5 protein-coding genes are annotated in these 12,984 nt (G+C 39.5%); 1 reads left to right on the top strand and 4 read right to left on the bottom strand.

The annotated features are described in order from the left end of the window. The 4 genes from FMM05_RS13900 to FMM05_RS13885 form a co-directional block, all read right to left on the bottom strand. Positions 1-1,053 carry a glycoside hydrolase family 130 protein gene (locus tag FMM05_RS13900; protein ID WP_143374002.1) on the bottom strand — a complete coding sequence of 351 codons (1,053 nt, stop codon included), beginning with the start codon at positions 1,051-1,053 and terminating at the stop codon, positions 1-3. A 69-nt stretch (positions 1,054-1,122) separates the two neighbouring features. Then, the gene (locus FMM05_RS13895; protein WP_143374001.1) at positions 1,123-2,589 is read right to left on the bottom strand and encodes a RagB/SusD family nutrient uptake outer membrane protein; all 1,467 of its coding nucleotides are present in this window, start codon (positions 2,587-2,589) and stop codon (positions 1,123-1,125) included. An 11-nt stretch (positions 2,590-2,600) separates the two neighbouring features. Continuing rightward, positions 2,601-5,672, bottom strand: coding sequence for a SusC/RagA family TonB-linked outer membrane protein (locus FMM05_RS13890; protein WP_143374000.1), 3,072 nt, complete (start codon positions 5,670-5,672; stop codon positions 2,601-2,603). Positions 5,673-5,851: 179 nt separating this feature from the next. Beyond that, on the bottom strand, positions 5,852-10,054 hold the full coding sequence (locus tag FMM05_RS13885; protein ID WP_143373999.1) for a hybrid sensor histidine kinase/response regulator transcription factor: 4,203 nt from the start codon (positions 10,052-10,054) through the stop codon (positions 5,852-5,854). Between the two features lie 637 nt (positions 10,055-10,691). On the opposite strand from FMM05_RS13885, the gene FMM05_RS13875 reads away from it, so the two are divergent. Beyond that, positions 10,692-12,857, top strand: coding sequence for a catalase (locus FMM05_RS13875; RefSeq protein ID WP_143373998.1), 2,166 nt, complete (start codon positions 10,692-10,694; stop codon positions 12,855-12,857). Positions 12,858-12,984: the final 127 nt, after the last annotated feature.

Genomic DNA, 12,984 nt, shown 5'->3' with positions numbered 1-12,984 from the left:
TTATTTTAAGAGTGAGAGTATCTCTGTTATAGAAAATTTAGCGCCGCAAACAAACTCGTCTGATGCTCCGTAATATACCGTTACCGTATCGCCATCAGGCTCTACAATATGGCCGTTAGTAAATACAACATGTCCAAAAAAGCCGCTTATTTCATAATCGGCAGTGGGCACCATTATAGGTTCTTCAGTACGGGCAATTACTTTGGTGGGATCGTTAAGGTCTAATAAAAAAGCACCTAAGCAATACTGGTGATTTTCGTTAGCGCCATGGTAAATTTCCAGCCAGCCTTTAGCCGTTTTTATTGGTGCTGCTCCGGCACCCACCCTTTTGCTGTCCCAAAAGCCTTTTCTGGTTTTAACAATGCAGTGGTGGTTACCCCAGTGTATACCATCGGGAGAAGAAGCAACCCAAATGTAATTGCCTCCAATATCTACACTACTCGGGCGGTGAAGGGCGTAGAACAACCCGTTTATTTTTTCTTCAAAAATGGCACAGTCCTTATTGTGGGCAGGCAGTATCATGCCATGCTTTTCAAAACGTTTCCAGTCGGTAGTGGTACGCAGGCCTACACCCACACCATTATCAGACACTGATGTAAAGGTTAAGTAATACTTATCATCTATTTGTGCTACGCGGCAATCTTCTATACCAAAGGTTTCCAATATACCTTCGCCCACTAACGCAGGATAATCCTCATCTTCATAAAAATTAATACCATCGTCGCTCCATAATAACCTAAGGTGTGATAAGGTTGTTAGATAATCTGCTAATTTGTAATTAATAACCCTTGCATCAGTAGCTATAAGTTCCGGATCATTTTTATCAATCTCCATAATGGTTATGCTGCCATCACTGGTTAATATAGGAAAAGAAATAGTATCTTCTTTTTGCTGAGGCCTTTCGGCTACACGTACAATAAGCCACGTTTTGCCCTTTAAGGTAAATACACCCGGGTTAAGCAGGCAGGTAATCTCTAAGCCTTCAGTACTCGGCTTAAGATCTTTTGGAGATAGCAATGGGTTTTGTACAAAGCGTTTTGCAATGTCTTTCATACTTTTAGTTGTAATATATTAAGGGTTAGCCCAGACCTGTAAAAGCATCTGAGCCAACCCAAATTTTAATTAATAGCCGGGATTTTGTGTAAGCGTACCGGCAGAACCGTCAATCTCTAATTGTGGTATAGGATATAACATATGCTTAGGCTGAAAACTCTTACCATGCGCCGTTAATACCTGTTGTGCAATACCCCAGCGTTTAAGGTCGAGCATCCTTTGATTTTCAAAACCAAGTTCTACCCTTCTTTCGTGAATCAGCCAACTCTTAACAAGAGCACTATCAGTAGATGCCGGCCTGTCCGGCAGCGTACCCGCCGGTGGCACAACACCGGTGGCATCAACACCGTTCCTTGCCCTTTGGCGTATTTGGTTTATTATATCTACAGCCCCGGCATGATCGCCGGTTTCAAGAAGCGCTTCGGCCTTCCATAATAAAGCATCGGCATATCGCATGTATACTTTGTTATTAGGAGCGTCATCATTCCCCTCATTAGCACCGTTAAGGCTACCCAGCATTTTATTTACATTTTGGTTAGGAACATCAACTGTATAAAGCAACCTGGGGTCATTAGGCTCAAACGAATTTATGAAATCAGCACTTGGCGCAAAAAATCCCCAACCCAGTGGTGCGCAAATACCATTACCCCTGCGAGGTGTGGCATTGGTTTGATGGTCAAAAGAAAATATAACTTCATTATCAGTATATTCACTTGTAAAATTTTCGAAATAATTCGCATTCAGGCCAAAACCCAGCCCGGCTAATTCGTCTACCAAAGGCGGCACCGCACTCCAATTTTGGGTATACAGTTCAGATTTTGCCATAAGTGCAATAACGGCACCTTTAGATACACGCCATCTTTCGGTTTCCGAAGAGTATTTAGAGCTTGGCAATAAATCTTTAGCTAAAGCCAGGTCTCCTTTTATCTGCTCCCAAATAAGGGTCTTATCCTTACGCACAGCTACTGCAAAAGCCTCATCCAGGGTTTGAACCGGCTCTAAAAGCAACGGAACATCTCCAAAATTTGTAACTAACGAAAAGTAGTAATATGACCTTAAAAAGTAAGCTTCGCCTAATAATTGGTTTTTTCTTGCCTCAGAAATTCCCGTTACGGCTTCTATATCATCTCGTTGTAACGAAGCCATAACCAGGTTAATGCGCTTTATGCCTTCATAATTATACACCCATAACCCGTTTGGCCCACCGTTAGTAGAGGTAAACGTAAAATTATTGATTTCGTCTATCCACGGCTGATCACCATCTGCATTCCATTTTTTCTCCATATCATCAGAGGCAATATCCTGCATTACGTAATCATTCTGAAAAACAAGCCCATTTGACCAGTCCCAGTTGCCAAGGATATTCAATCTGTTTGATAATAAATCATACGATGACTTTACCGAATTTTCAATTACATCAATGGTAACCAGCCCTTCTTCGGTAACTAATCCCGTTGCCTGCGTATCAAGATCATCATCGCAGCCGGCCAAAGCAAAGAAACCTGCGATTAGAGTAACTTTTATTATATTTTTCATTGCTATTTTTTTTAAAGTTTTATTCTGGCACCAAAAAGCACAGCGGATGCCTGTGGATATGTTCCCTGATCTATAAGTGATGTAGATTCCGGATCAAGGCCTGTATAGTCTGTAAACGTTAACAGGTTTTGTCCTGAAACATATATACGCATATTATCAATGCCAGGAATATCACTGTTAAAGGTATAACCTATCTCAATGTTTTTTAATCGTAAGTACGATGCATCTTCTATAAAGACACTTGATATCCTGCTACCACCGTTATCATTTTGTGTAACCCTTGGTATCGTGTTGCTTGTGCCCTCGCCATTCCAGCTATTAAGTATTGCTGTTGTAGAGTTAAACGGACGGCTATCATAATCTAATATCTGTTTAATATCGTTATAGCGGTCTACATCATTTACACCCTGTAATAGGAATGACAAGTCGAAGTTTTTGTACGAACAATTAAATGCAAAACCATAGGTTAATTTAGGTATAGAACTGCCTATGTAAGTACGGTCATCGGCATTAATTTGTCCATCACCATTCAAGTCTTTAAACTTTATATCTCCAGGCTGTGTGCCGTTAGCATTGGCGTATAAGTGCGAACTAAACTCGTTGGCATTTTGATAAATACCATCAAACTGAAAGCCGTAGTACGAGTTTATAGGCTGTCCTACTTCGGTCCTGCTACGGGTACCCGGGCTATCTATATACTCAACATTCCTGTTAAGTTTGGTTACATTGTTAGAAAGCGTTGCAAGGTTTGCGTTGATGTTATATTTAAACATCCTGTCGTTATTGTTTAAATTTACGGCAAGTTCGAAACCTTTATTGGATACCGACGCCGAATTTATACTTGTTGGACTAAGGTTGCCAATAATTCTTGGCGGAGTAACGTAAAGTAAAATATCATCGGTGTCTTTTATAAAGTAGTCTGCCGAAAAGCTTAACTTATTGTTAAGTACCGAAATATCAAGGCCTATGTTTGTTTGGGTTGTTGTTTCCCATTTAACATCAGGGTTTCCCAAACGCAATAAACTTGGGTTAGCACCTAATGAGTATAAGTTATACCATTGCCAGTTTGCTATTTCCTGATTGCCCGTTTGGCCCCAGCTGCCTCTTAGTTTTAAGTTTGATACCCATGTGGTATTTGCCATAAAACTTTCGTTGGAAAGTATCCAGCCTGCTGATGCTGAAGGGAAATATCCCCACCTGTTGTTAGGGCCAAAACGCGAAGAACCGTCGGCTCTTACCGATGCCGTGGCAAAATATTTATCTTTATAACCGTAGGTTCCTGATGCAAAGTAGGATAGCAATGTCCAACTTGTCTGGCTACCTGAACTATATGGGTAAGGTAACGTAGGGCTGCCAACGTTTCCATAATCTAAATATTGAAAGGCAGGGGTAGTATTTTCAAAATTAGACCTGCTGCCCCCAATGCCTGATTGCGTGTATTTAACAGTTTCTACGCCTAACAATGCATTAATACTGTGCACCTCATCTAATGTTTTTACATAATTCAGGGTATTAGACCATGTAAAGGTTACGTCCTGGTTTCTGTCTTCGTTAAGGCTGTTTGGCCTGTTATTCCTTCCTAAGCCGTAGTATTGTGTATCTGGACTACCAATATTAGGGTCGCCATAATTTTGTGCAAAATTTTTGTTGTGTATAAACCTGATGTCTGCTCCAAGATTAGTCCTGAATTTTAGCGATCTGTCGCTTAAGAAATCATACTCCGCATATACGTTACCAAACGTTTGGAACATATCCCGCTTATCATTGGTAAAATGTACTATAGCGAGTGGATTTGAGCTGTATTCATAATTTTTGCTCCATCCTTCGTTGGGGCCGGTATAAAAAGGTAGGTCGGTATATGGGTCTTCTGCTGAATAAGTAGGGTCGTTAACATCTTTATATACAGGGATAACCGGTGGGCGTATTAAGGCATGGCGTATCACTCCCGGAGCATCTCCGCTGGACGACAATCGGTCCTGAGATGAATATGTTATCTGCATATTACTTCCTACGGTTAAGCGATCGGATAATTTAGCATTAATATTAGTCCTAAAATTTACCCTTTTATATTTGTCGTTATTTTCGGTCACAATGCCATCAATGCCGTAGTAGCCTCCTGATATAAGATACTGTACCTTATCCGTAGCGCCACTTGCCGATAGCTGTACATTATTAGACAGGCCTGTTGTAAACAACTCATCCAGCCAGTCGGTATCCGCTAAATCGGTTCGCGTAACCCTGTCTAAAGTATAAGGATTTAAGGCAGGATCTCTGCCTGCAGTATTGTTCCAGGCACGCTCTTCCATTGTAAGGTACTGGTCGGTATTTAACAGCTTAGGCAAATTGCTAGCATAGTGAACGCCTGTAAATACATCTAACTCTAAGCTTGTTTTACCCTCGGTACCTTTTTTAGTTGTAATAACTACAACACCGCCAGCGGCTCTTGAGCCATATATTGCAGTAGAAGCCGCATCTTTTAAAACAGTCATCGATTTAATATCTGCCTGATTTAAGAACGAAATGTTACGTGTTTGCACGCCATCAACTACATATAATACATCGTTGTTATTTAAGCTGCCTTGTCCCCTAATTCTTATCTGTACACCGTCTCCGGGAGCTCCTGTGCTTGCTGCAACAAATACACCTGCTACCTGGCCTTGTAATGCCTGGCCAACATCTGGTATTCTCGTTTTAGAAAGGTCCTGCATATTTACCTGCGCTACGGCACTGGTAATAGAAGCTTTTCGTTGCCCTGTATAACCGGTAACAACTACCTCATTTAGCTGTTTTGCGTCTTCTGCTAATACTACATTAAGTGTAGTATCGCCGGTAACGGCTTCTTCTTTGGTTAAATAACCTATGTAGCTGAATACTAACACTGCGTTAGTACCTACATTGGTTATGGTATAATTTCCGTCAAAATCTGTAGTAGTGCTTATTGTTGTTCCTTTAACAACTACATTGGCCTGCGGTAACGGGCCGGTAGCATCGGATACTGTACCCTTAACGGTTTGTGCATACATGACGCTTCCTGATAGCAAGGTAAACACCAGTAATAAACTGTAAATATTTTTTTGGCTCATATCAATAATGCTGAATTGTTAATAATTAGTACTTGTTTTTTCATCGTAGTTAAAATGGGTTTGGGTTTAATTGTGATAATGCAACTATATCGTTTGAGTGATAAAAGTATTATATACCTGCGAAAAGCAGTGTACACTATTTATTCAATAGTGTACACTAAACAAAAAACATTTGATTATCAGTTATTTGAAAAAGAAACTTCTTTTACTTTATACTGCAATTGATAATTTTTAGGGGTAGTATTATATGTTTTTTTAAACTCCCTGTAAAAATAGGAACGGTTATTAAAACCCGATTTATAGCAAATCTCAGAAACCGTAAGTACATTTTTACGTAAAAGTTCTGCCGCATATTTTAAACGTATGGTGCGTATCAGGTCGGCCGGAGCTATACCAAATACTTCTTTTGTTTTTCTATAAAGTTGTGATGCACTAATGCCCAGTTCTTTTTCCAGGTAAGCACCCTGAAGGTTCTCGTTATCGATGTTTTTACGGATAAGGTCTATTACAGATCGTACAAAGGCTTTCTCGTTATCCTGAACAGGCATATCGGCCAGGATACCTGTAACGCTGTCTTGTGTAAAATGTTGCAGTATCAGTTCTTTTTCTTCAAGCAGCTTTTGAATCCGAACCAACAAATGGTCAGGGTAAAAAGGTTTTGGTATATACGAGTTTGCTCCATTCTCTAATCCTTCTATCCTGTGCTCTACCGAATTTTTTGCCGTTAGCATTATAAATGGTATGTGGCACGTTCTTAGATTGGTTTTAATGTTCCTGCAAAGTTCTACTCCATCCATTAGCGGCATCATTACATCGCTTATTATAATATCAGGGAGTTGCTGTTCTGTGAGCTGCAATGCCTCTACCCCATTATTTGCGGTAATGATCTTGTATTTTTCTGAGAGGAGATCGTTAAGGAACAGGTGTATCTCCTTCTCGTCTTCTACGATCATTATTTTTTTCCTGTTATCTTCAATAGCATTAATTATCGATATTTTAACAGGCTCCAAATCGTCCTTAGGCACCGTTTCTTCAACAAGATTTTTAAGATGATGCGATATTAATACGGTAGACGATATTTCCATATCAATTTCCTTCTCAGTAAACGCCGCTTTTTCACAAGGCACCAATATGGTAAATGTTGTGGCTTCATCGGCCACGCTCGATACTAAAATTTCGCCCCGTAAAACCGTAACAAGCTTTTTAATGTATGCCAGCCCTATACCTGTCCTAAACAAATCGGTATCGGTGGTTTGGTTGGTATCCGATAGAAAGAAACGATCAAACAACGAATCAAGTTTTTCTTTAGGAATGCCTTTACCGCTATTAGTAATAGTAATATTCAGGGTCTTAATATCTTTATCCTCCACACGGCAAGTAAGGGTTATTGTACCATTAACAGGTGTATACTTAAAAGCATTAGACATTAAGTTGAATATAATTTTTTCCAGCTTGTCCTTATCAAACCATCCCGGCATAGCCGATGGTATATTTAGCATATATTCAATATTTTTATCCATTGCCCAGTCATCAAACAGTTCGGCAATTTGCTCTATAAGGTTTACAAGGTCAAACTTCTTTACTGTAATTTCAAGCGAGTCATGTTCTGCCTTTCTAAACTCCAGCAACTGTTGGGTAAGGAATAGCAACCTTGAAGCGTTCCGCTGAATCATGTGTATAAATTTCTGATTGCGGTCGGTAAGATTTTTAGCTTCAGACAGCTTTTGCACCGGCCCGACAATTAGCGTAAGCGGGGTTAAAAACTCATGGGCAATGTTAGTAAAAAACGTAAGCCTGTTTTCGTGCAGCTCTTCTTCGTTTTTCCTGAAAAGTATATTTTGCCTTAGCGATTGTTTTTTTAAATAATAACTCCTTACGAAAAGAATAAACGAAACACCCAGTAACAAATATATGGCAAGGGCAAGGTTAGATTGCCACCATACAGGACTAATCCTTATATCTATGGCATGTACAGAGGCGCTCCAAACGCCATCGGCATTGCTCCATTTCATAAAAAGGGAGTAATTGCCGCGAGGAACATTGGTAAAAGAAATAACCTTCCTGTTATCAATTGCGTTCCAGCTTTTATCAAAGCCTTTTAACTGGTAGGCAAACCGGCATTTATCGTTATTTGTATAGGTAAGTGCCGCGAGGTGAATATCAAAAAAGTTTTGATTGTGTTTTAAGGTTATGGATGGGTAGGTGGTAGAATTTGGCGCTATAACCAGTCCCTGATAATATGGCGTGGGCAGGTTTTGCCCGCTTATCCTGTCAATAAGAAGATCTGGCACTACGGTTGATTCTTTTATTTTTTGAGGTATAAAGTAATTAAAACCTTTTATGCCTCCCATAAAAATATACCCGGATGCTGTATCGCTATAAAATGCACCGTCGGAAAACTCGTTATTTTGCAGGCCTTCGTTTTTAGAATAGTTGGTAAATTTTGCCTGGCCCACAGCAAAATCAGATAAGCCAAAGTTAGTGCTTAACCATAGGTTGGATTTATTTATGGGTATAATGCCGTGAATGGTGTTATTAGGCAGGCCATCCCTAACCGTAAAACTTTTAAACACGGCTTTACCATTACTATCTACGCTTTTAAGCATATTAAGGCCAAAGCTGGTACCTATCCACAATTTATTGCTTTCATCTTTAACAAGGCACAGTATATCGTTATTAGAGAGGCTTTCAGGATCGTTAGCTATGTTTTTATAGGTTTGGAATTTTCCTGTGCGCTTATCAAAAAGATTAAGTCCGCCCAGTCGCGTACCTATCCAAAGCTGGTTGTTGTTTTCGGGTATTATAGAAAATATAATGTTGCTGCTAAGCATGCCGTTTACACCGGTCCCTGCAACGTATCTTTTAAAATGAGTAACCTTTAACTTATTACCTGCCCGCTTTATTTTGCACTTAACCATGCCATAGCCACTGGTACCTAAATAAATATACCCATCAGTATCCTGATACATGGCATAGGTAGATTTAAAATAGTCGCATGCAGAGGAGCCCTCAATTTCCCCCCAGCTAATAATTTTTGATGTATTTTCATCGAAAACCGAAATCCCATCACCATCGGTACCTATATAAATAAGGTTGTCTTTGCCCTTGCATAAAGCAAAAACAGCATTATTTACAGCGCTATTACTTTCATTAAAATTCTGGTACGTAAGTGGTTTATCTGGGTTTAGATAAAAATCTTCTGTAAAATGAAATAGTCCCTTACCTTTTGTACCTACCCAAAAAGAATTTTGGCCCGATTTTAAAAATGCCCTTACGATGCCGCCATCCAACTCCGGCATTTGTATTTTAGAGATAAGGTTAAAAGCTTTTTTAAGAGGGTACATTTTAAAAACGCCATCGCCATCGGTTCCTGTCCACAATACATTTTCGCTGCCCTGTACTAAGGTTGTTATTTTTTGGTTTTTAAGGTATTTAGCCCACGGCATGGCTATTTTATTACCGTCAGGATCTATAATTGTATAGCCCGATCTGCCCGCGAGTATTAACCCCTGTGGTATATGCCCTATTATACTTTGGACATTTCTTTCTGATATAGTTGTTGCTGTTTTACTATTTAATGCAAGTATTGCTGCTTCGCCTTTAATATTGATCGTAAATATTTTATTAACCGGCAGCACATCAAACTCTTTTACAGCATCAGATAGTAATGTGGTTTTAGCTATTACCTTTTTGCCATTGGCGGCTGCTTTAATAGTAAGAGTATAAAGCCGGTTGCCTTGTACCAATGCCAGTAATTCTCCATTAGTTGAAAATTCAATCTTTTTTATAGTTTTGGCATTAATTCCTGAGCCTTTTAATGGCACGAAATCATTCCCGTTAAAATAACCCAGACCCCAGTCTTTAACTGCACAAAAAACCTCTTTAGAGCTGTTTAGTGCCATATTAAACTCCGACTCTGATAATGGTGGCTTATTATTCCTGGAAAAATAATAAGGTGTAAATGTATCGGTCTTTTTATTATAGCGGTTAATGCCGTGCAGGGTTAATGCCCAAATTTGTCCCGTTTTATCCTCACCAATTTTAAGGATAACCTGGTTGCTTAACGCATTTTTATTGCCGGGCTCCGGCCTGAAAATCTTAAACTCATTGCCATCATAACGGTTTAGCCCATCCCATGTGCCTATCCATACAAGGTTTTGAGAATCCTGAAAAATACAGTTTATAGAACTGTTAGACAATCCTTTAGTGTTATCTAATTGTTCTAAGGAATATTTTAGCTGAGGATTTTTAAAGGAATGTAAATCGTTATTAGCGATAGGTTCTTTTTGCGTCCGCAGTGGTATGATGTCCTGAGCTACAGTAGTGCTGCAAGTAACACATACTCCAAAAATGAAGATAACTATTAAAAATATATTTTTCAAGAGGATATTCTTTTCTAATTCTATAGCTGTCTAAATATTAGGTGTACAGAGAGTGAATGCTACCAATTACAATTTAAATGATAATTAGAATTATTCTTATTATCTCCACCTTTGATTCACCGGACACTAACAAATATACAAACTAAAATCCTTAAAAACAGTTAAGTTTTTACTCCATATTTAAGGATAACGTAATTATAAATATTTAAAATTATTTATTACCCAAAATATCTTACTTAAATTTAATTAATCACTATTTAAATTATACTTGTGTCATGTCTTGAGAAAAAAACTTATCCAGAGGCAGAAATATTATCACATTTACCCTCTTTTAAACATTTTTTTGGCAACAAATTCATCAAAGAAAAATTCTCTGTAGGTGTTACCTATTGGAATTTCGTTTTTACCAATATATACCGTATTGTTATCAATAGAATTGATATGGTTACTATTAATTACATACGACTTGTAATTACATACGGCTTGCTTACTCGTACAAACACCTGTTTGGGCAACCCACAATGTTTTGGCAGAAGATTTATACTATGGTTTTGATACTAAAGTTTTCTTAATCAGGCAAGAATGGTGTTTCAAATAATTACCTTTAAATACATTTTTATAAAAAAAAGTTTTTGAAATGAAAAAAAATAACACACCTACTAACGAAAATGCCAAACTGGATGATCTTGAAAAAAACAGGGAGTATAGTGACGGACAGTTTATTACTACAGATCATGGCGTAAAGATAAACAACGATCATAACTCTTTAAAAGCCGGCGAACGCGGCCCTTCTTTGCTTGAAGATTTTATAATGCGCGAAAAAATAACGCATTTTGACCACGAACGAATTCCTGAACGCATAGTTCATGCACGAGGGTCGGGAGCGCATGGTTACTTTGAGGCTTTTGGCAACGTGAGCGAATATACTAAAGCAGGGTTCCTAAATGACACCACAACTAAAACCCCGGTATTTGTTCGTTTCTCTACTGTTGCAGGTTTTAGAGGATCGACCGATCTGGCACGAGATGTGCGTGGATTTGCCATAAAATTTTATACCCAGGAAGGTATTTTTGATATGGTAGGCAACAACATACCGGTATTTTTTATACAGGATGCCATGAAATTTCCCGACCTGATTCACGCCGTTAAGCCCGAACCGCACAATGAGATACCACAGGCTGCATCTGCGCACGATACTTTTTGGGATTTTATCTCCTTAATGCCCGAAAGTATGCATATGGTTATGTGGGCTATGAGCGACAGGGCTATACCCCGCTCCTACCGTATGATGGAAGGTTTTGGTATCCATACATTCCGATTTATAAATGCCGAAGGCAAATCTACTTTTGTAAAATTCCACCTAAAACCAAAGCTGGGTACGCACGCTGTAGTGTGGGATGAGGCGCTTAAAATATCAGGCAACGACCCCGATTTTCACCGCCGCGACCTATATGATAATATAGAAATGGGCAACTTCCCCGAATGGGAATTTGGCGTACAGTTAGTTCCTGAAGAAGATGAACATAAATTTAATTTCGATCTGCTGGACCCAACCAAAATAATCCCTGAAGAACTGGTACCGGTAACTAAAATAGGTCGTTTGGTACTTAACCGTAACCCTGACAACTTTTTCGCCGAGACCGAACAGGTGGCATTTCACCCGGGGCATGTAGTACCGGGAATTGACTTTACTAATGATCCGCTGCTGCAAGGCAGGTTATTTTCCTATACCGATACACAACTATCAAGATTAGGAAGCCCTAACTTTCATGAAATTCCCATTAACCGCACCATAGCACCCATGCACAACAACCAGCGTGATGGACACATGAGGCAGGAAATAAATGTGGGCCGCACAAGTTACAGCCCTAACTCACTAAATAACGGCTACCCGGTTCAGGCTAAGGAAGCAGAGGGTGGTTTTGTGAGCCATTACGAGCGTGTTGAAGCACACAAAGTACGCGAGCGCAGCGAAAGCTTTGCCGACCATTTTAGCCAGGCTGCACTATTCTTTAACAGCCAGACAGAGCCCGAACAAAACCATATTATTAAAGCGTTGCGTTTTGAGCTAAGTAAAGTAGAGACAGTTGCTATACGTGAGCGTATGTTAGGATTACTTAATCAGGTTGACAAGAAATTAGCACAACAGGTAGCTGCCGGCCTTGGCCTTGCTGTACCTGCGCAGCCTGAAAAACCTATCAACCACGGTGTGGGTGCTGATGCCGACCCTAATAAGCACGAGCCAAAGCGGGTAGATAAGACCTACCAGCCCTCTCGTGCCCTAAGCATGGTAAACAACCCAACCACTACTAAAAGCATAGAAACCCGCCAGGTAGCCTTTGTATGTGGCGAGGGTGTTAACGAAAAATCGGTTAACGCTCTTAAAAAGGCATTAGAAGCCAAGGGTGCAACAGCTAAAATTGTAGGCCCACACGCAGGAAATATTGAGGGAGATGCCGGTACAGAAATTAAGATAGATTTTGCTTTCTTCTCTTCTTCTTCTGTTTTGTTTGATGCTGTGTATGTGCCATCATCTCAAAATAATGCAGCTTTAGCAGATAATGATAATGTTATTGAATTTATTAATGATGCTTACAGGCATTGTAAAGTTATAGGCTTTGATGCCGATCTGGACACGCTTATCAAAAAGACCACTATTGGCAATAAGCTAACAGGGGGTAAAGATATGGCGTTGCCAGGCATAATCATTAACAAAGAAATCTCTAAAACTTTTGCAGATGATTTTACGACCCAAATGGGCAAACACCGTATTTGGGAGCGCGAACCTAAAATCTCTGAATAATTACTAAAAGTGGGAGGCAAATGCCTCCCACTTTTTAATTCATAGCCAACAACATCTCAGTTTAGAGAATCATTTAGCATATCATTAACACAACTTTTATGATTACCTTAAGCTACGTTAATTATCG

The sequence above is a fragment of the Flavobacterium zepuense genome (assembly GCF_007097145.1).
GTDB lineage: Bacteria > Bacteroidota > Bacteroidia > Flavobacteriales > Flavobacteriaceae > Flavobacterium > Flavobacterium zepuense.
Note: the sequence above shows the minus strand (reverse complement) of the source record. Positions and strands in the feature narration are given on the sequence as shown.